Genomic DNA, 19833 nt, shown 5'->3' with positions numbered 1-19833 from the left:
CCAACCACGATTCCATCATTTATCCATGCAAGGAATTATCCTTTGATGGCTCCGATCATGACGCCTTTGACAAAATAACGCTGCAGGAACGGGTACAGCACAAGCACCGGAATGTTGGCCACCACCAGCACAGCGTATTTGATGCCTTCCACCTCGCGCTGCTGCTTGATCGCCGATTCGGTCGACATTTTGACCATGTCGTTCGTCTGCCCCTGGATCAAAATTTCGCGGAGCACCAGCTGCAGCGGGAACTTGTCCTTGTCCGTCAGGTAGAGCAGCGCGCTAAAAAACGCGTTCCAATGGCCGACCGCATAAAACAAGATCGTGACCGCGATGATCGGCATCGAGAGCGGCAGTATAATGCGCGTCAGAATCTGAATGTTGGAACAGCCGTCGATCGTCGCCGCCTCCTGCAGCTCATGCGGGATGGACTGCTGGAAGAAGGTCCGCATAATGATGATATTCCAAATGGAGACAGCGTTCGGAATGATCATGACCCAGAGGGTGTTCAGCATGCCGAGGTTTTTGATCAGCAGGTATGTAGGGATCAGGCCGCCGCTGAAAAACATCGTGAACACCAGCAGCGCCATAATGCCGTTTCTTCCCACAAAGTCTCGGCGGGACAATGGATAGGCCGCCAAAATCGTCATGACGAGATTGATCGCTGTCCCCAGCGTCGTGTAAATAAGCGTGTTGGTAAAACCGCTGATGATGTCTTTGTTCTGAAAAATTTTCTCGTATGAGTTCAGATTAATGCCCTTGGGCCACAGCAGCATTTCGCCGCGCAGCACCGTCTGCGGGTCGCTGAACGAAGCGCTGAGCACAAACACGAGCGGATACAGCACCACCAGCGTAACCAGGATCAGAACGACGTAGTTGATGACGTTAAAAATGCGGTCTCCCTTGGATTCGATAAGCATGCCTCATGCCTCCCCTACCATAGACTTGTCTCGCTGATGCGCCGGGAAATCTGATTCACGACGACCAGCAGCACGAAGTTGATGACGGAATTGAACAAACCGATCGCGGCGGAAAAGCTGTATTCGGCGTTCTGGATCCCGCTGCGGTACACATAGGTGGCGATGATGTCGGAGGACTCCAGATTCAGATTGTTCTGCATCAGCAGCACCTTCTCAAACCCGACGCCCATGATGCTGCCGATGTTCAAAATGAGCAGGATGACGATCGTCGGCATAATGCCGGGGATGTTGATGTGCCAGATCCGCTGGAGCCGGGTGGCGCCATCGACGCGGGCCGCTTCATGCAGCTGGTTGTCAATCCCGGCCAGGGCGGCCAAATAAATGATCGAGCTCCAGCCCATCGTCTGCCATACGTCGGAGAGCACATACAGCGATTTGAACCAGGCGGGCTCGGTCATGAAATTGATCGGCTGGCCCCCGAACAGCTGAATGGCATGGTTGACCATCCCGTAACGCGGCGACAGAAAAATCATCATCATGCCGACGACGACGACGGTAGACAGGAAATGCGGCGCGTAGGTAACGGTCTGTACGAATTTTTTGAATTTCTCGGCCCTTACCTCGTTCATCAGGAGAGCGAGGATGATCGGGATCGGAAAACCGACGGCCAGGCTGTACAGGCCGATGCCCAGCGTATTTTTCATCAGCCGCCAGAAAAAGTAGCTGTGAAAGAAACGCTCAAAGTGGTCAAAACCGACCCATGGGCTGCCCCAAATGCCTTTGGTCGCAATAAAGTCCTTGAAGGCGATTTGGATGCCGTACATCGGAACGTATTGGAACAGGATGTAATAAGCGATCACCGGGGAAATCAGCAAATAGAGCTGCCAGTTCCGGTAGATCCGGTTCCACTTCAACGCCTTGCGTTTTTTGCCGGCTGCCGCCTGCACGGCGGGTTGTACTTGAATGTCAGCCATACGACATCACCTCGAATGAAGGATAGGATAAGCGCAAACCCTGTCATGACTGGGGATCGCAAACAAACGACCCGTTTATATGTAATATAAAATGACATAACAGCAATTGGAACGGAGTTTGGAGATGTGTCGCTTACAGGAATGGAGTGGTTTGGATTATTTTTGGATAAAAATCCGGATTTAATTTGGATTAATTTTGGATATAAACAATCATCTATAGGACAAAACCGGGATATCCCGGGGAGTTATCGTTAAAGGGAGGAATGACCTCATTTTCATAATTCCTTTATTTAAAGTAAATGAAAACGCAATCATATAGCATATGGTTCGCGGAAAGTTTGGATTTCGATCACTCCAAAAGGATGAAAACCAATCCAAACGTTGTTTAATTTTTCCTCATCATAATATAGCTTTTTGGGGATGTCAAACATTATTTTGGATTGTTTTGGTTTCAAAACCGCTCAAATTTTGCTTAAAAATGCAAAAAAGCATCCGCCGGAACCTGCTCCCAGCCGATGCTGCTCACAAAAATGCGTCATTATTATGTAACATTATCGAACATATAAAGTCATTTTCTGCTGTAACTGGACGACTCTCTGACGCTCAATGAACAGGACAGCAAAATCTTGGTCCCTGCCGGATAGTGCCCGTCCAAATAGTCGACAATCGATTTGGCGGCAACCCGGCCGATTTCGTGCTTGGGCACCGAAACTGAAGTTAACGGAGGCGTTGTATATTGGGCGACATCAATATTGTCCATGCCGACGATAGCGATATCCTGCGGGATCCGGCCTTCATGCTCCACAACGGCCCGCATCGCCGGGATCGCCAGCATGTCGCTGGCGCAGAAGATCGCCGTCGGCCATTCCGCTTTCGGAAGCCGGCTCAGCAAATCGCTCACCCCGCTGTAGCTGCGGTCCACGTTCCAGTCCGTATTGATCAGCCAGTCCTGGCGCAGGGCAAGCCCCTCCTCCAGCATGGCGAATTTATACCCGACAAAACGCTCCTCGCTCTCCATCTGCCTGGAATAGGCAGGACCACCAACAAATCCGATCCGCGTATGTCCCTGTTCGATCAAGTGGCGCACGGCCGCCCGTGAGGAGAAGATCCGGTCGCAGTCCACGACAGGCACCGACAGTCTATCGTCGTTCAGGCTCACGCCCAGGATGGCAATCCCTTCCTTCTGAATCAGCCCGAACAGCTCCTCGTCATACCAGCTGATGGCCACGACGCCCTCCGCCCCGGTTTCCCTCAGCATCTGCTTCAGCCTCTCGGCATCCGACACTTCCTCCGATGTGCGGACCATCGCCGGCGGCTGTCCCATCTCTTCCATCTTCTCATGGAAGCCGGCCAGCACCTTGGAGAAATACGGATGATCGTCCATCAGATGCTGGGGAACGATACAGGCGATCCGCTTGGTCTCGACAACCTGCTGCGGCGCGCCTTTCGGCGATCCGTGCCATTTGTACCCCAGCTCTTGGGCCGCTTCCCGGATCTTCTGCTTCGTTTCCTCGCTGACCGGCCGGCTGGTGTCATTGCTGATCGCCCGGGAGACGGTGGAAATGGACACGCCCACCCGTTCGGCAATATCTTTTAGCTTCGCCAATCCAAGTCCCTCCTCTGCAAATTTTGGCTCCAAATTTTACAACCGTAAATTGATCATATCATAAACCTGCGATTGCGTGGCGTCAAAATTCTACGCGGCGGTGGCTCCCCCAAAAATGAACCAAATGCAAAAAAGCTGTTCCGAAAAACGGATGAATCCGCTTCGAGAACAGCCCGCACTGCCGCTATCTGTCGTAGGTGACCACATAATTTTGAAGGCCGGTATGATAGTAACCGATGCTGTATTCGATCACCTGGCCCAGCTCGTCATAGGAGTAACGCAGCCTTTTGAGGACCGGGGTACCCCCGTCCAGGCCGAGCGTCTTCTGCACATGTTCCGGAGGGACGGCCACCGTAAACTCATCCCGCAGATTGCCGAGGGGAATATCTCGCCCTTCGAGCCATTCATACAGGGACATGGCGTTCAGGTCGTCCATATCCACCTCGCCGGCATCCGGGGTCACATAATGCGTGTAATAAATGTACGGCCGGTCATCCAGGAAATACACCCGTTCCAACAGTAAACTGGTCTCTCCCAGCAGCCGCCAAGCTTCCGACGATTCGTCGTTGGTCACGCGCTTGACCTGAAGCCACAGCTTCCGGATCTGATGCCCTTCCTCCACCAGCACTTCCGTGAAATGCTTCCACTTGGCCAGCTTGGATACCGATGTATTGCGGATCACCTTCGTTCCCCGGCCGCTGCCCTTCTCCAGAAAGCCCTCGCTGACCAGCTCCGAAACGGCGGCCCGGATCGTAATTTTGCTGACCGCAAATTCCTTCTCCAGCTGCGGCTCCGAAGGGATATTTTCGCCTTTGGGGTACACGCCGTGCAAAATCCGTTCCTTCAAAATATGCTTGATTTGTATGTACAACGGCCTATCTTTGCGGGATAAGCTCACAGCAGCTCCACTACCTTTCTACGTCACCTGCGGATGCCGTCATCACCTTGAGAATGTCCTGCGCGGTGGACATCGGCGTATCGCCCGCCACCGTATGGGCCAGCATGCCGGCGGCCGCCGCATAACGCACCGTCGTCTCCGGCGGCAGGCCTTCCAGCTCGCCATGGATGATTCCGCTGGCAAAAGCATCTCCTGCCCCTATTCTATCATAGACGGCGAACGTCAGCAGGTCCGAATACGCAAATTGTCCGCTGGTGAACATAAATCCTTGCAGCGAATGGGAATTGTCGCCGTTCACGAAGCGGTGGGTCCCGGCGACCGTGCGGATGCCGAACGTCCGCGCGGCCTGGGGGATCAGCTCTTCCAGCTGCTCCCGGCGGGTTTCATTCTCCGTACGGAAGCCAAGCGTCAGCATGGCGTCCCGCTCGTTCATCAGGACGACGTCCGCCAGGCGGAGCATCTCCTCGTAATGCGGTCGTGCCCGGTCATATCCGTCTTCCCCCCACAGGGAAGGACGGTAGTTGCAGTCAAATATGACCGTGCCGCCCTGCTGCTTCACCACCTGGGCGAGCGCCTTCATATGTGCACGCACCCCGTCGTTCATAGCCAGGGCGATCCCGCAGAAGTGAACGGCGTCCACCTTGCCCGCAATATCGGCGAAATCGTACGTTCCCACCGGAGCGGTGTTAAAGCTGCTCTCCAGCCGGTTCGTATACGTGACCCGGCTCGGGCGGACGCCGAAGCCGTTCTCGAGAAAGTACATCCCGAGGTACTTTCCGCCGCGGCCGGCAAAGGAGAGGTCGATGCCGAGCTTGCGGAGATAGGCTGCCGCCGCATCGCCCAACGGATTGTCCGGCAGGCGGGTCACGAGCATGCCTTCGTGGCCCATGCGTGACAGCGCGGAAGCCACGTTGACTCCGGTGCCGGAGAACGTGTAATGCAGCGTCCCGGACTGGGACAGCAGTTCAACTCCCGGAACCGTCAGGCGCATCATCACTTCTCCGAAAGCCGCGATGCGCTTAGGCATAATCGTCCGCCAGCTTCTTCATGATTCCGGTCAGCGTCCGCACGTGCATGATGTTGGTATTGCCTGTATCTTTGTCGATGATGGAAGAATACACATGCGGAATGACCTGCGGCACGCCGCCTTCCAGCGCGATGCGGAGAATGGCTTCGAAATTGTCCATGTCGATGCCGCCGGTCGGCTCCAGGGCAAAGCCTTCCGCGGCGCATGCCTTCACGACTTCACGGTACTCATCCTCGCGCGAAAGCCCCTGCATCGGGAAATACTTGAGCGCATTCCCGCCCATATCGCGCACCAGCGCGATCGCCGCCGCTACGGGAATGATGGCGGGCTCGGACTGCGCCGCGCTGAATGGGCCGGTCGAAATGTTAACATAGCCCGGCCGGCCGCATGGCGATACAAGGCTGTTGATCCAGCTGTTCTTCGCTCCGAGGTTCGCCCGGGTCGCGCCGACCGCCGGGAAAACCTGATTGATGTGGCTGCCGGGATAATGCTTGGCGATCTCTGCCACGACCGCAGCCTGGCGGTTGTCCCCGGCCCCAAGCCCGATCGACACCGCCTCGTCGATCGCCTCGCCGTACTGCTTCATCGCCGCCACAGCTTCTTCCACGCTGGCGTAGTCCTTCGACAGGACGCCGACAAGCACATGGCCTTCGGCCGCTTCAAAAATCTCCTTGGCGTTCGCGATATCCTTCGCCAGCACGTTCAGAGCGACGCGGCCCTTATACCATCTTTTCTCTATGTGGGACATTTTATTTTCCTCCTGTCAATTCACGGATTCGCGATTCAATCACCGTCATGTCATCGCCCATCAACGGCCTTGGATCGATGTCAAAATACCCCTGTCTTACGCCGTAATCCCGGGTATATATCGCAATGGCGCCCTGCCTCAAGCCGTCGTTCACATCCTTGGCGGTCGTTCCCGCCTGCTGCGGATCGATCTGCACCCGCGCCCGGTAAATGGCCCGGCCGGCCTCATCCTGCACGATCGTTACCCGGACCCCGGGAATGTCGTTCAGCGGCATCAGCGCCTGCAGCGATGCCTTCTCCTCCTCGCTCCGATCGACTTTGACCATATATTCGTCCAGCGCCTGCAGCAGGCCGAACGACGTTTCCTTGCCAACCTTCATGCTTCGTCCGATACCGTGCAGCTGGACCTTCACCCACTCGATATATTCCCGTTTACCCGCCACAATGCCGGAGGTCGGTCCCTCGATCGCCTTGGAGCCGCTGTAAATAGCCAGATCCGAGCACTTCACGTACTTCTGGAGGTCTTCTTCCGCCGCAGCGTCGACAATCAGCGGGACGCCTGCCCGCTTGGCGGCTTCCCACGCTTCTTCAACAGAGATCATGTTTTTTTGTACGGCATGATGCGATTTTACGTACAAGATGGCAGCCGTCTTGTCCGTGACCGCGTCTTCGATATGTTCCACGCGTCCCTCATTGGCATATCCGACCTCGACCAGCTTGCCGCCGCCGAGGTAGACCATCGTTTCCACCGGAGCGCCGTACTGCACGTTATGACCTTTAAGAATGATAATTTCGTTTTTCGCGATCGGCTCTTTATGCAGCTGTTCGCTCCGGCGGCGGTTTCCCTGCGTAACGATACCGGCCACCGATAAGGCGATGCCGCTGGATGCCGAGTTGACGATGACCGCCGCCTCCGAGCCGAGAACTCCGGCAATGTGACCGCCCGCCTTATCCACCAGGTCGGCGATTTCCACATAGCTCTGCCCGCCCTGCTTCATCGCTTCCATGACCGTGTCCGTCGGCGCGGACACGCCGAGAATGCTCATCCGTCCGCTGGCATTGATGACCCGCTTGAGCCCATACTTAGAAAACAATGAATTCCCCATGAATGACCACTCCTTTGGTAGTAATGACTTGCTCGGCCGTTCTGTGCACACCCTCGGAATCTACAAGCTGCGCGGATTCGCCGCTCACCGTAAAGAGGCTCAAATTCGCCGCATCCCCGACCTGTATCCGCCCGAGCTCGGGTCTGCCAAGCCACTGCGCCGCACGAACCGTGACTCTGCTGATCGTTTCCTCTAGAGAATACCCCAGGCTGAGGAACTTGGAAAGTACATTTGCCAAGCTGTACACGGGACCGTTCAGCCGGTTACCCCGGTAAATATCCGTGCTGATCGTATCCGGATGAATGCCGTGCCGTTTTGCGTCTTCAGCCACCCGGAAGGAAAAGCTTGCCGTCCCATGCCCCACGTCCAGATGGACGCCGCGCCGCACGGCATCGGTGAGCACGTTCAGCGGACGGCCATCTGCGTCAAACAGATTGTTGCTCTTGCCGTTTAAATAGTGGGTGATGATGTCGCCCTTCTCCAGAAGGGGGATCACGTCCCGGATATCCGGCGGCGCCGAGCCGATATGCACCATCAGCGGCAGGCCGGTATCGGCCGACAAGCCCCGGGCAAGGCGCAGCGGCTCGAGCCCGCTCTCCTTCACGACGCTCCGGCTGATGCGCGCCTTCAGCCCGACGATCAGCTCCGGATACGCCTGCACCGCCTCGATTGCTTCGCCGCGGTCAATCCATTCCAGCCGGGACAGCTCATCCACCCGTTGCAAGCCGATCCGTGAAATGTTCAAGAAGGCGAGCAGATTCGTCTTGGCTGCACGCCCGCTGGCGGCCAGATCGGCAATCCGGTCGGCCCCGCAGCTTCCCGCGTCGACGATCGTCGTGACGCCCTGCTTGACGCCGATTTCGTCAATGTCATCGCCGTAAGGGTCAAATTCGGGAAAGGCGTGGACGTGCATATCGATCCAGCCGCTCGACACGTAAGTGCCCCGGCCGTCCCATACGGCGTCGCCTTTTCCCTCGCCGGCAGCCATTATGCCGGTGATGACGCCCTTGGTTATGACGATGTCGATTTCTTCTCCACTCACAAGCTTCACTTGGCGGAGTACGGTAGTTTGCTCCATGTCATCACCTGTCTTTTTATTATAACGTTATAATGTTTAAGATAGCATGGAACCACTCACAAGTAAACATAACGTTATAATGTTTCAAGGAAGCGACATCATTCAAAAAAGTCGGAATAAAAAGTTGTAGATCCGCAGCCCGCCGTCATAGATAATAGGATTAGACAAACCGCGTTCGACGTACATTGGAAGAAGCAGGACCAACATCATCAGCTCCGTACGATACGGAAAGGGGAAACGGCCATGAAGCTGACCTTGGTAAGACTTACCGCCTACGGGCTGGATTTTATGATGCTTGCGCTTGTGCTCGTCGGTCTTCAGCTGGCGGCCTATCATCTGAGCGGAGGATTCCCGTTTGACAGGCTGGACAAGGGCTATCAGATCGAATGCTGGGTGCTCGCCACGATGTCCTTCCCCGTGTGGATGTATTTTATCGTGTCGGAGTATTTTTTCGGCGCGACGTTAGGCAAAAAGCTGCTGCGGCTCTCGGTGACCCGCAGAGACGGAGGGCGGATTTCCTTCATCCAGGCCGCCGGCCGGACCTGCCTAAAGCTGCTGCCGTGGGAGCTGACCCATCTGATCGTCCTGGTTCCGGACCCATGGTGGAACGTCCCGGAGCCGCCGTATCCCGCATTGGTTCTGATTCCGAACGGAATGATCCTGCTGTATATCGTGTTCCTGCTGCTTAACCGGGGGAGACGCGCGCTTCATGATGTTCCCGCCGGTACTCTCGTCCGTTAACCGTTGACGTAGCTGGACAGCTCCGCTGATCGTTTATAATCTAAAAAACGGACCACGCCAACTGGCATGATCCGTCTTCCTATACAACTATAATTTTGCCGGCGTGCCTGCAATCGTTCGGCCCACTTGCGTCAAGATGTCGGACATGGACCGCTCGTCGTGCACATCATAATCCTCGATGTTCAGGCGCAGCACCGGGCAGGCATGAAATCCGTTAATCCAGGCCGTGTACCGTTCATGCATTTCTTCCCAATAAGACACGTCGGTCTGGATTTCCATCTCGCGGCCGCGTTCCCGGATTCGGGACAGAATGGACGGCAAGCTCCCTTCGATATAGATCAGGACGTCCGGATGCGGAAAATAAGGCGTCATCACCATCGCCTCGAAGAGGCTGGTATATGTACGGAAGTCCGTTTCCGACATCGTCCCTTTATCCGCATGCATTTTGGCGAAAATGCCGGTATCCTCATAGATGGAACGGTCCTGGACAAAGCCACCGCCGAGTTCGAACATGCGCTTCTGCTCTTTAAACCGCTCGGCCAGGAAATAGATTTGAAGATGGAAGCTCCAGCGCTCAAAATCGTGGTAGAACTTCTCCAGGTATGGATTGTCGTCCACCTGCTCCAGCGAGGTTTTAAAGCCGAGCGAACCGGCCAGCGCCGCCGTCAACGTCGATTTGCCGACACCCACCGTGCCCGCCACCGTAATGACCGCATTATCCGGGATATTATATGGATTCATACACAAGCTCCTTTATTTGCGAGGCTATCGTTTCAAATTGTTCCTCATTCTTGACGAAATCAACTTCGTCCCCATTAACCGTCAGCAGCACCGTCGATGCACCGTCTGTGCTGGCACTCAGCTTGCCCATCGCGGCATCATAGTCCTCGATCAGCTGCTTGAGATAGGCGGGATCCATTCCTTCTTCAAAAGGGCGGCCCCGCCGGGCGATCCGTTGCAGCAGCGTATCCAGGCTGGCCCGGATATAGATAATGACGTTCGGCTTCGGCAGATCGCCGGTCAGCACCTGATAGATTTGCCGGTACTTCTCCCGCTCGACGCCGTGCAGCGTTCTTTCGCTGAAAATTAGGTTTTTATACATATGATAATCGGAGATAACCGGCTGGCTCTTGCCGATATAGCCGTTCACCGTATGGGTGAGCTGCTTGTACCGGCTGCACAAAAAGAACATTTCGAGCTGAAAGCTCCAGTCCTCCATATTCTCGTAAAATGACTCGATGAACGGATTTTCCTCCACAATTTCCTTCACCACCGGAAAGCCCAGTCTGTTAGCCAGCATCGCAGCCAGCGTGGTTTTCCCCGCTCCAATGGGCCCTTCCACGGCGATAAACGGCACCTGTTTCATGAATGGTGTGACTCCCTCCCTACGGTATGCCAAAAAAAACGACTTACCTATTGTATCACAGCATCGTCCGTTTGCTAGAAGAACTTTTCTTGAAATCATATCCTTTAACTGCACAGGTTATGCAGGCGTTGATGGCCTGGAGAGCCAGTGCTCCGGTCCTGGTTGACGGGCATGCCGACATAACACTATAATTTGTAGTGTAAAGGGAGTGCGCTGTATGAAGATGAACAAGTTCAATTATCAAGGACGGGGATTGGAGCGATTCTTCGGCCCGCTTGAAGCCAAGGTCATGGACGTGATCTGGAGCCGCCTGGAGGCGGTGACCATCAAGGAAGTGAACGCCAAGATCAGCGAAGACAAACCCATGAGCTTCAACACGATCATGACGGTTATGAACCGGCTTGTTGACAAGGGGATTCTGCAGAAGAAGCTTCAGGGGAAATCTTACGTGTACAGCCCCGTTCTGACGAAGGAGCAGTTTCTGGAGGAACAATCGAAAGAGCTGTCCTACGATCTGGTTAAGGAGTTCGGTTCCCGGGCCGTCGCCCATATGATCGATGCGATGGAACAGGTGGACCCCGACCTGCTCGACCAGCTGGAGAAGCAAATCAAACAATGGAAAAAGGATCGGTAAGCCATGTGGGAAAAGCGATCGAAAGGGATGCTCGCCTTTGTCATGCTGACGGCCGGCTTGGTCTACGTGCAGATGACGCTGTTTGTGGTTCAGTTTATTTTCCATGTCCGTATGCCGGCCAACCTCTTTAATGTCTGCATTGAATTTTTGCGATTCATCGGGTTCCCGCTCCGGATCAATGTCATGCTGTTTTTGCTGCTTACCTCGCTCCTGCTGTCGCTTGCCGTCTGGCTCCGGGAAGGCATCGCTTCGTTCCGCTGGAGGAAGCTTCTGCACCGCTGCCTGGATCCCGACTTATCGCAGGCGATCGGCGAAGAGCACGGTCTTGGTCCCCAAGCTTTAACTGTGATCGATCATCCGGATCAGGTAGCCATGACGGTGGGACTGCTGCGGCCCCGCATCGTCCTGTCGACAGGCCTCATATGCGAGCTGAGCGAGAGCGAACTCGCGGCCGTCATGGCTCACGAGAAGTACCATTTGAGCGAGAGGCATCCGCTTAAAATTTTTCTGCTGACGCTGGTCGGCACCACGTTCTGGTACATACCGATCTACCGCTGGCTGATCGGCAAATACAAAATGCTGATCGAGCTGATGGCCGACCGGCAGGCCGTTCGCGCCACCGGGAGCGTCGCCGATCTCGGCAGTGCCCTGCTCGTGATGCTGAAGCGGGGGACATCCGCCACGCTGGTACCGAGCAGCGCGTCGTTTGCCGACAATGCGATCAATCTGCGCTTGAAGCTGCTGGTGGATCCGCACTTTAAGCCGCCGCTGCGTCCGCCGCTCATCCCCTGCATCGTCTCGCTGATCGCATTCGTATTCGTCGTATTTGGCATTGGATAATACGGTAAAACAACGCCTTGCCGTTTCATATCAGGCAGCGGCGTTTTTTCGGAAATTTAAAACTACGATATGTAGTGTTATTTGAACTTGAGGAGGAATGGTGATGAATTATTTATGGGATAACAAGCATTTTATCATTACGCATTTTCCAATCGTGCTCCTGCTGTTCAGCTTGCTGTTTGATCTGGCTGCACTGATCTGGAAAAAACGGGAGTGGCATTCCGCAGCCCTCATCTGCCTCATCATCGGCACGGTCAGCACGGTCGCTGCGGTACTGACCGGACCGAAAATGATGCGTAATCCGAACGTAGAAACTCATGCAATGTACGGCGTCTATACGATGTATTTGGCGATCGCGCTGTGCATCGTCCGCGGAGCGATTGGGCTCTGGAAGAAGCGGGACATCGGCAGAAACCCGCTATACCTCGTGGTGACCCTCGCAGCCGTCGTCCTGGTGATGTATACCGCTCACCTCGGAGGTGAGATGGTGCACCGTCCGTTCGAGCCCGGGCAGTTCCCTCAGGGACAGATGGGCGGCGGTCAGGGCCAAGGAGCCTCAGCCGGGATGCCGGGCGGGCAGGGTGTGCCCGGCGACCAAGGCGGCCAGCCGCCGGCAGACGGAAGCGCCGGCGCTTCCGAATCGGATTCGGCGGAGTAAGTTCCTATTTCCGCCAGGCTGCACTCCCCTTAACGGCAAAACAGCGGTCCCCGGTGCATCCGGTTGGGGCCGCTGTTTTTGGTATGACGAATCCATGCCGTTGTATGTTCCGCTCACCTTGCCGGATGATCCGCTGCAGGTTGCTTGATGCGCTCTTTGCTTCCGTCCTTCCCCGCTTTTCCGTTTGGACTTGGCTTGGCACGGGGGCCGGCTGGCCCATCATTGCCCGCCTGCTTTTCAACCGGCTTTGCTCCCGGCCCGGTTTCCGCTTTAGGCGGCGCTTTGGCCCCCACGGGCTCCTGTTTCGACTGGGATTCCAGCTTGACGCCGGGCCTGACGGGCAGACGCTTCACGTACCGGTCCGACAGCCCCATCCGCTTTTGAATAAATTCAAAGTCTGGTCGGTACCGCTCGACGTTCTGCACCGGCAGCAGCGTTCGGAGATCGTATGCTTTTCCGTCCTCAAATCCGTTTTTTCCAGCGATAAACACGATGTCGTCATTAAAAAAGGAGCCGGCCGGCATGTAATACCGCGATCCGATAATATTATGATCGACGTTGGCCAAATCGTGGCCGAATGCGGTAAATTTCTCCTGTTTCAAATCAATGCCCATCACATTGGCCACTGTGGGCAAAATATCGATCTGCCCTCCGGTCCGCTCGATCCTCTTGCCTTCGTGCTGGCCGGGCAGGTGGATGATCAGCGGCACGTTGTACGTGCTGATATGCTTATGGTACGGAATGCCGAGCGCTTTGCTGACGGTGGCGGGGTGATGATACCTTTTATGAAGGCCGAAATGGTCTCCATAGATCACGACTACGCTGGTATCCCAGAGCCCCGATCTTTTCAGCTTGTCGATAAAGGTCCCCAAGGCATAATCGGTATAGTTGATGGCCGTCAAGTAGTCCCCGAGGGACCGATCGGCGAAGTCGTCGGGAAGATGAAGACGCTTGTCGGCTTCTTTGATTTTATAGGGAGAATGGCTCGTCACGGTGACAAATTGGGCGTAGAACCGCTTGTCCAGCTTTCGCATCGTTTTCATTTTACGGATACCGACCCGGAACAATTCCTCATCCGACGCCCCGAACCGGCTGAATTTGACCTTGCTGAAATAGGGCTTGTCATAATACGCGTGAAACCCCAGCGCCGGATACATTTGGTCCCGGTTCCAGAAGGTCACGTCATTGACATGGAACGTCGCCGTAACGTAATGATTCCTGCCCATCAGCTTGGCGAGGCTCGGCAGCTTTCGGTCGGCATACGTAGTAGACATGGCTGAAAACCCGATGGGGTAGATCGACGTGCTGGCGGCAAACTCGGCGTCTGACGTATTGCCTACTCCGATTTGCTGGAATATGTATGGAAAATACAAGCTTTCTTTGGACAGCTTTTTCATAACCGGTGCTACCTGCTGCCCATGAACCGATGCATTCATCACAAAATTTTGAAAGGATTCCAGCTGAACGACAATGAGATTTTTGCCCTTTCCGGCCCCCCAATAGGATCTGGCACTGCCCTCGTGAGGCTCCCCAAACGGATAAGTCCGGTCGAGCTCCTCGAGTTTTTCGGGAATCGTTTTTTCCCGCTGGGGCTTAACCACTTTTTGTGTCACCGAATGCGGCTTGGTTTCGGGCTGCAGCTTGGCCGGAAGGTTCCGGTAGAGCAGGACCGCGCCTGCAATCAATGCAGTCGACAGGGCGGCGGCAATATAACGGGCATAACGAGACTTGAATCGGTTCATCAGCTCTTTAACCACTCCAAGAAGCATAATATGGCGGTCAATCCTGGACCTGTTATAGGGTGTCCCATCCTGCCCGAATGATTCCCGGTTCTGCGAAAAAAAACAAAAAAACCCTTGGCATTCAAGGGTTTGGGTTTCCATATCGCGTCGGGTCTAAGGATAACATTTACAGCGTTTCGGCTGCCTGGCTGAGCCAAGCCGACAGTTGGCCGGCATCAAACGAGTCCCCTTTGCGCAGCTTCATTGTTTTTCTTTCCTCCGGTCCCTCAAACATGCCTTCCGGAAGGTCCAGCCCGTCCGCATTAAAGATCGTAAAGCTGACCGCATCCTTCGAGGCGGAGATGACGGCAGCGTATTTTCCGTTTTTCAAAAAATGGGGTTTCTTGTACTGGATGCGCTCGCTCACGTCCGGCAAGGCCTGATGGACCACTTCACGCAGACGGGTGGACAGCTCGTTTTGCCACGGTTCTTTCAACGCCTCGATATAATCGATGACTTCCTGACTCATTTATAATTCGCTCCTTTGTCAACGATGAATGGGTTGCTTATAAAAATTTCTGCATCTGATTCAGCATACGGACCTGCTCCTGCAGGTCGGCTTCCAGGGCCAACACCCTAGGATTCCGGTCTTCCTGAGCCCATTCCCTTAGCTCGCGGACATCTACTTCGCTGCCCTCACAGCCTGCGGGTACCGGCATCTTCAACGCCCATTCCACCGCCTCGTCCGCCGTTTCCGCCTCGATGACTACGTATCCCGCGATGAGCCGATGATCCAGCGGGAATGGACCGGGGCAGACCTCCGGACTAGCGTCCCGGCCGGTAAGCCGGATTCGGACCCCGCTTGAACTGGGCTGGAGCTCCTCGGCAGCGAGGAGCTTGCCTGCCTGCGCCAGCGCCTTGCGATATTCGGCCATCCCTTCTTCGAACCGGTGCGTGTGTAAAATACCCGCTTCGGACAACCCGTTTGCCCTGACGATCAACATAAATCTCATGAACGTTTCCCTCCTTGTTGGAGGAAGAACGAAGGCCACGATTTCCTGCCCTTCTTATTCTTCCACCTGCTATAACGACGAATGGGAACGTCCTTCATCGACATGCAGCAGCAAAAATAATTAATTTGGTGAACCGCCGCACTCCGCGGCCCGCTTCAAGAGCAGCTGCTGCTCACGGCTGTTGCGGGTCATGGCGGCCGCCCGTTCGAATTCGGAGCGGGCTTCGTCCATCCTTCCGAGCTTGGCCAAAAGGTCGCCGCGGACGCTCGGCAGCAGGTGATACTCTGTCAGGGCAGGCTCGTGCATCAGTTCATCGACGAGCTGCAGTCCGAATGCCGGACCGAAGGCCATCGAAATGGCCACTGCCCGGTTCAGCTCGACGATCGGGGAGGGCGCCACCCTGGACAGCGCCTCGTAGAGGGCAGCGATGCGGGCCCAATCCGTGTCCGCTGCAGCGGGCGCCTGTGCATGACAGGCGGATATCGCCGCCTGAAGCGCGTAAGGACCGAGCGGGCGGCCCAGCTTCCGGCACCGCTCCAGCGCCGCCAGCCCGCGGCGGATGAGCAGCCTGTCCCACTGCGTCCGATTCTGGTCCATCAGCAGCACCGGCTCGCCGGAAGCGCTGACCCGGGTCTTGAAACGGGAGGACTGGATTTCCATCAAAGCCACCAATCCGTGAACCTCCGGCTCCTCCGGGGCAATCTCGGCCAGAACGCGTCCTAGCCGCAGCGCTTCCTGGCAGAGCAGCGGGCGAAGCCAATGGTCTCCGGTCGTCGCCGAGTATCCTTCATTAAACATCAGGTAGATGACCTCAAGCACAGCGCTCAAGCGCTCCTGCAGCTCCTCTCCTTCCGGAACCTCAAAAGGAACCTTCCGGCTGCTTAAGGTTCGTTTGGCGCGGACGATCCGCTGTGCGATGGTCGATTCTGCCGTTAAAAAGGAACGGGCGATTTCATCCGTGGTCAGGCCGCATAACAGGCGAAGCGTCAGCGCAACCCTGGCATCCTGCGACAGCACCGGATGGCAGGTCATAAAGATCAGACGGAGGAGATCGTCGCCAATCTCCCCGTCCATATTCCGCTCCAGGTCATCTTCGGTATACAATTCCGTCGTCTGCGCCATTTCCGCGTATTTCTCATCCCGAAGCTTGTTTCTGCGGAGCAGATCGATGGCCCGCCGTTTGGCCGCCGTCATCAGCCAGGCGCCGGGATTGTCAGGAATGCCGCTTTCCGGCCACCGCTGAAGGGCGATCACCAGCGCGTCCTGGGCCAAATCCTCGGCCAGGCCCACATCCCGGACCATTCGCGTCAGGCCGGCGATCAGCTTAGGGGATTCAATCCGCCAGATGGCGTCAATGGTCCGGTGCGTTTGGGATGAAGTCACGCTTTTCTTTGCTCCTCCAGCTGCTGTCTCAGCGCGTTCTCCTTGGCGATCGCTTCCGGATTATCCGTCAGGTCCTCCACCTCAAACACCTGTCTCAGCTCAATTTGTCCCTGGCCAAATCCGTGGGGATCCGGCATCCGCAGCGCCCACTCGATCGCTTCCTCTCTCGATTTGACTTCGATCAGGGTGTATCCCGCGATCATCTCCTTGGCTTCGGTGAACGGCCCGTCAACCACTTTCGGTTTGCCACCGGGCTCCGGATAAGAAATGCGGATTGCACTGGAGCTCGGATGCAGGCCATCGCCTCCCAGCAGGACGCCGGCTCTGGCCAGCTCCTCGTTGTAGCGGTGCATGGCTTCGAGGAGCTCCGGACTTGGCAGAACTCCCGCCTCAGAATCCGTTGTAGCTTTGACGATCATCATAAATCTCATGTTTTATTCCTCCTAGGATTGGATGAAGCTGCCGCCGTGCTCTTCACAGCTTCCCTAACTCAGCTTCTATCATTTCGACGAACGGGAGAGACTGAAATTGACATCAGCGCTTCATTTTTTTTAAATTTTTTTTATTTCTTTTGGTCTGGATCGTTCAAACATGCCTTTACATGCCGGATGCCTGCGCCTTGTCTGCAAAAAATGCGGACAGCTCCGCCGCAATTTTCGGAGCGTCCAGCTTTTTCGTATGGCCGAGCCCCTTCTTACTCAGCAGGTTGGCGTTAGGCAGCCCTTGAGCCAGCGCACCGGCGGCATGGCGAAGGGAAACCGGACTGTCCGGCCCTTCCAGAACAAGCGTTGGCATCGTCACGCGGCTCCACTGTTCAACAGGCAGCGGTTTGCCTTCCCAGTAACCGTCAAGCAGCGCGGCATCATAGGGCAGCGTGTGGGCCACCGCCATCAGGTTCGCCCACACCTTCGGCATCATTCGCATCATGCTGACGACGAACCCGGGGGCTCCCATCCCTTTGGTCATAAAATACTTGATCGCTTCGGCGCGCCGCCCGCTGCGGATCAGCTCCGTCACCTGCGGCAAAAAGTCCTGTGGCGGCTTCCGGTCCGAGGCATCGACCACAAACGGAGGTTCGTGGAGGGCAAGCTTCGTGATGGCCGCCCCTCCGGCGGCTGCCTCAAGGGCCAATACGGCTCCCGAGGACAGCCCCCAGACATACGCGGAGCCTCCGGCCGCTTCGATGACCGCTTCCAAATCCTCGATCTCGCGTTCCACGGCGTAAGGCTGGGAATCCCCGCTGTCTCCCCGCCCGCGGCGGTCGTAGTTATATACGGTAAACTGACTGGACAGCAGCTGGGCCAGCTGGACCTGTGCCGGAAATTTGCGGTAGCTGAACGCTCCCGCCACCAGGATGAGCGCAGGCCCCCTCCCGGTCCGGTCGTAAGCGATCTTGGTTCCGTCTTTTGAAATGACAGTGTGCATGAGAATAATCTCCTTTTTCATGGTTTCTATATAGACGACGAACGGACGAAACCCGGATCGACATATCTTCAAAAAAAGTTTTCAACTGGCTGTTCAGTGCTTCCTTCCCTTTCCGGATGTAATCACCCATCGGTTGGTTCTTGGACGCCTAATTGTTTTCGGCAGCGTATGCCTGATTTCCTCCCCTGTTCACGGAGTGCTGCCGATATCCTGAGGACTGGTAATCCCTTTACACACAAAAAGCGGCCACCGGGGAAAATCCCTTGAGCCGCTTTTTTGATGTCATGTTTATCATTTCAATAGCAGTTACTTCTAAATATCGTTGACATTTCAAAACAACAAACGATAAATAAGCCGCCTTTAAATTCTCTTAGGCGGCTTTTAACGCTTTAATATGAGCTAATCAAACCATCAGCGGCAGTGCCAGCGGTTCCAACGCATGGGTTTCATGGATAAAAACGAACGCATCGTAACGCATCGGCACACGCGAAGGAACGTAATTCCCCAGCTCATACCCGGGGTCATAGACGACGCCGATCGCCCGGTGACCGAATACCTCCCGCAGCTCCGGCTGGGCATCGGCGTCGAACAGCAATAGCATGTTCTCGCCTCCGCCTGCACGGGCCAGCAGGTCTTCCCAACTGCCCTGGATGGCGGGCGGAACTTCCATGACCTCCACGGGGGCACCCCAGGCCGAGCCTGCCAGCACATGCCCGTGATGGGTGCCGAAGCCGACGCTGAACGTCTGGGCCGGACGGTAATATTCGCGGACGAGCTGACCTACGTTGACCATGCCGTCAGCCGCCATGTCCGTTGCGCGGGCGTCCCCGATATGGGTATTATGCTCCCACAGCACAGCCTGGGCATCCGGCCCATGATAATCGAGCAGCTGCCGGAGCGCCCGAACCATATGACGGTCCCGGACGTTCCAGGAATCGGGTCCTCCGCGGACCATGGTCCGGTAATAGTGCTCCGCGTCGGCGGCCGCCATCGTGTTCATCATGGCGTTCAGCTCCGCTTCGCTCTGCGGATGGCCGAGCCTGGTGCTCTGCATTTCATGCAGCAGCGCCACGATCTCCTCCTCACAACCTTCCCCGATCAGTCCGGCGGAAATGCCATAGGACTGCGAGTCGTCCCCATAAGGTTCAAAGCAGCCGAACGCCTGCAGCGCCGTATCCAGGAGAGGCGACTCCGTTTGCTTCAAATAATCGACGATATGCTGCATGGATTCCCACAGGCTGTATACGTCGAGGCCGTAAAAGCCGATCCGTTCCCTGGCGGGCCGCTCCAAGTTATAGCTTCTGAGCCATTCGATGAACGCTTCCATTTCCCGGTTGGCCCACATCCAGGACGGCCATCTGTAAAATGCCCGCAGCGCCTCTGCCGCCGATTTGGCTTCGTTATCCTCCAAATCCTTGACGTACTTGTTGACCTCGTAGCAGGAAGGCCAGTCGCCCTCCACAGCCACAAACCGAATCGTCTTGCTAGTGATCAGCCGTTTCGTTATCTCGGCGCGGGTCGTATAAAATTCGGAAGTCCCATGCGAAGCCTCGCCGAGCAATACTAACCTCGCATCCTTGGCGGCTTCGACCACCCGGTTTAAATCTTCGGGGCTGTGGTAAGGCAACGCCTCGCGGCGGATTCGCCGGGCTGAAGATTCCGATTGCAGCAGTTGTTCCATATTTCATCCCCCTTT

General features: G+C 55.9%; 21 protein-coding genes. 4 read left to right on the top strand and 17 right to left on the bottom strand.

All coding sequences use genetic code 11. The features are described from left to right. Nucleotides 1-35: 35 nt before the first annotated feature. From GCU45_RS27420 to GCU45_RS27385, 8 genes are all read right to left on the bottom strand, one after another. Entirely contained in the window at nt 36-920 is an 885-nt protein-coding gene (locus tag GCU45_RS27420) for a carbohydrate ABC transporter permease (protein ID WP_152402039.1), read from the bottom strand. Nucleotides 921-934: 14 nt separating this feature from the next. After that, nucleotides 935-1894 carry an ABC transporter permease gene (locus GCU45_RS27415; RefSeq protein WP_076168555.1) on the bottom strand — a complete coding sequence of 320 codons (960 nt, stop codon included), beginning with the start codon at nt 1892-1894 and terminating at the stop codon, nt 935-937. A 568-nt stretch (nt 1895-2462) separates the two neighbouring features. Beyond that, nucleotides 2463-3500 (bottom strand): LacI family DNA-binding transcriptional regulator, encoded by a 1038-nt coding sequence (locus tag GCU45_RS27410; RefSeq protein WP_152402037.1) that lies wholly within the window; start codon nt 3498-3500, stop codon nt 2463-2465. A 184-nt stretch (nt 3501-3684) separates the two neighbouring features. Next, the gene (locus tag GCU45_RS27405) at nt 3685-4398 is read right to left on the bottom strand and encodes a GntR family transcriptional regulator (protein ID WP_076168559.1); all 714 of its coding nucleotides are present in this window, start codon (nt 4396-4398) and stop codon (nt 3685-3687) included. A 10-nt stretch (nt 4399-4408) separates the two neighbouring features. Then, complete coding sequence (locus GCU45_RS27400; protein ID WP_152402035.1) at nt 4409-5425, bottom strand: sugar kinase; 1017 nt, start codon at nt 5423-5425, stop codon at nt 4409-4411. After that, nucleotides 5418-6173, bottom strand: coding sequence for a 2-dehydro-3-deoxy-phosphogluconate aldolase (gene dagF / locus GCU45_RS27395; protein ID WP_152402033.1), 756 nt, complete (start codon nt 6171-6173; stop codon nt 5418-5420). Before dagF ends, GCU45_RS27400 begins: the two co-directional genes overlap by 8 nt. A gap of 1 nt (nt 6174) precedes the next feature. Continuing rightward, nucleotides 6175-7278: a DgaE family pyridoxal phosphate-dependent ammonia lyase gene (locus GCU45_RS27390; protein WP_152402031.1), complete on the bottom strand. Its 1104-nt coding sequence runs from the start codon at nt 7276-7278 to the stop codon at nt 6175-6177. After that, nucleotides 7256-8356 (bottom strand): amidohydrolase/deacetylase family metallohydrolase, encoded by a 1101-nt coding sequence (locus tag GCU45_RS27385; protein ID WP_152402029.1) that lies wholly within the window; start codon nt 8354-8356, stop codon nt 7256-7258. The genes GCU45_RS27390 and GCU45_RS27385 overlap by 23 nt, the downstream gene beginning before the upstream one ends. Before the next feature lie 243 nt (nt 8357-8599). Here GCU45_RS27385 and GCU45_RS27380 point away from each other — a divergent pair, with 243 nt between their 5' ends. After that, on the top strand, nt 8600-9097 hold the full coding sequence (locus GCU45_RS27380) for an RDD family protein (RefSeq protein WP_152402027.1): 498 nt from the start codon (nt 8600-8602) through the stop codon (nt 9095-9097). Nucleotides 9098-9184: 87 nt separating this feature from the next. Here the strand turns inward: GCU45_RS27380 and GCU45_RS27375 are convergent, their stop codons facing one another. Beyond that, nucleotides 9185-9838: a deoxynucleoside kinase gene (locus GCU45_RS27375; RefSeq protein WP_152402025.1), complete on the bottom strand. Its 654-nt coding sequence runs from the start codon at nt 9836-9838 to the stop codon at nt 9185-9187. Next, nucleotides 9825-10463 carry a deoxynucleoside kinase gene (locus tag GCU45_RS27370; protein WP_152402024.1) on the bottom strand — a complete coding sequence of 213 codons (639 nt, stop codon included), beginning with the start codon at nt 10461-10463 and terminating at the stop codon, nt 9825-9827. Before GCU45_RS27370 ends, GCU45_RS27375 begins: the two co-directional genes overlap by 14 nt. Before the next feature lie 217 nt (nt 10464-10680). On the opposite strand from GCU45_RS27370, the gene GCU45_RS27365 reads away from it, so the two are divergent. From GCU45_RS27365 to GCU45_RS27355, 3 genes are all read left to right on the top strand, one after another. Beyond that, a complete protein-coding gene (locus GCU45_RS27365) occupies nt 10681-11097 on the top strand; it encodes a BlaI/MecI/CopY family transcriptional regulator (RefSeq protein ID WP_089546433.1) in 417 nt (138 codons plus the stop codon). 3 nt (nt 11098-11100) lie between these two features. Further along, nucleotides 11101-11937: a M56 family metallopeptidase gene (locus GCU45_RS27360; RefSeq protein WP_152402021.1), complete on the top strand. Its 837-nt coding sequence runs from the start codon at nt 11101-11103 to the stop codon at nt 11935-11937. A gap of 103 nt (nt 11938-12040) precedes the next feature. Next, nucleotides 12041-12595, top strand: coding sequence for a DUF2231 domain-containing protein (locus GCU45_RS27355; RefSeq protein WP_167527245.1), 555 nt, complete (start codon nt 12041-12043; stop codon nt 12593-12595). Between the two features lie 113 nt (nt 12596-12708). Here the strand turns inward: GCU45_RS27355 and GCU45_RS27350 are convergent, their stop codons facing one another. The 7 genes from GCU45_RS27350 to GCU45_RS27320 form a co-directional block, all read right to left on the bottom strand. Further along, nucleotides 12709-14337 (bottom strand): LTA synthase family protein, encoded by a 1629-nt coding sequence (locus tag GCU45_RS27350; protein WP_167527244.1) that lies wholly within the window; start codon nt 14335-14337, stop codon nt 12709-12711. Nucleotides 14338-14503: 166 nt separating this feature from the next. Then, nucleotides 14504-14845, bottom strand: coding sequence for a DUF1801 domain-containing protein (locus GCU45_RS27345; protein WP_152402015.1), 342 nt, complete (start codon nt 14843-14845; stop codon nt 14504-14506). A 37-nt stretch (nt 14846-14882) separates the two neighbouring features. Continuing rightward, complete coding sequence (locus tag GCU45_RS27340) at nt 14883-15329, bottom strand: YciI family protein (RefSeq protein WP_152402013.1); 447 nt, start codon at nt 15327-15329, stop codon at nt 14883-14885. 120 nt (nt 15330-15449) lie between these two features. After that, the gene (locus GCU45_RS27335; protein WP_152402011.1) at nt 15450-16712 is read right to left on the bottom strand and encodes an RNA polymerase sigma factor; all 1263 of its coding nucleotides are present in this window, start codon (nt 16710-16712) and stop codon (nt 15450-15452) included. After that, nucleotides 16709-17143 carry a YciI family protein gene (locus tag GCU45_RS27330; protein ID WP_152402009.1) on the bottom strand — a complete coding sequence of 145 codons (435 nt, stop codon included), beginning with the start codon at nt 17141-17143 and terminating at the stop codon, nt 16709-16711. Before GCU45_RS27330 ends, GCU45_RS27335 begins: the two co-directional genes overlap by 4 nt. Before the next feature lie 166 nt (nt 17144-17309). Beyond that, nucleotides 17310-18137 carry an alpha/beta fold hydrolase gene (locus GCU45_RS27325; protein ID WP_152402007.1) on the bottom strand — a complete coding sequence of 276 codons (828 nt, stop codon included), beginning with the start codon at nt 18135-18137 and terminating at the stop codon, nt 17310-17312. 403 nt (nt 18138-18540) lie between these two features. Next, nucleotides 18541-19818, bottom strand: coding sequence for an erythromycin esterase family protein (locus GCU45_RS27320; RefSeq protein ID WP_152402005.1), 1278 nt, complete (start codon nt 19816-19818; stop codon nt 18541-18543). Between the last annotated feature and the right edge of the window lie 15 nt (nt 19819-19833).

The sequence above is a fragment of the Paenibacillus cellulositrophicus genome, assembly GCF_009363095.1.
In the GTDB taxonomy this organism is placed as follows: Bacteria; Bacillota; Bacilli; order Paenibacillales; family Paenibacillaceae; genus Paenibacillus_AQ; species Paenibacillus_AQ favisporus.
Note: the sequence above shows the minus strand (reverse complement) of the source record. Positions and strands in the feature narration are given on the sequence as shown.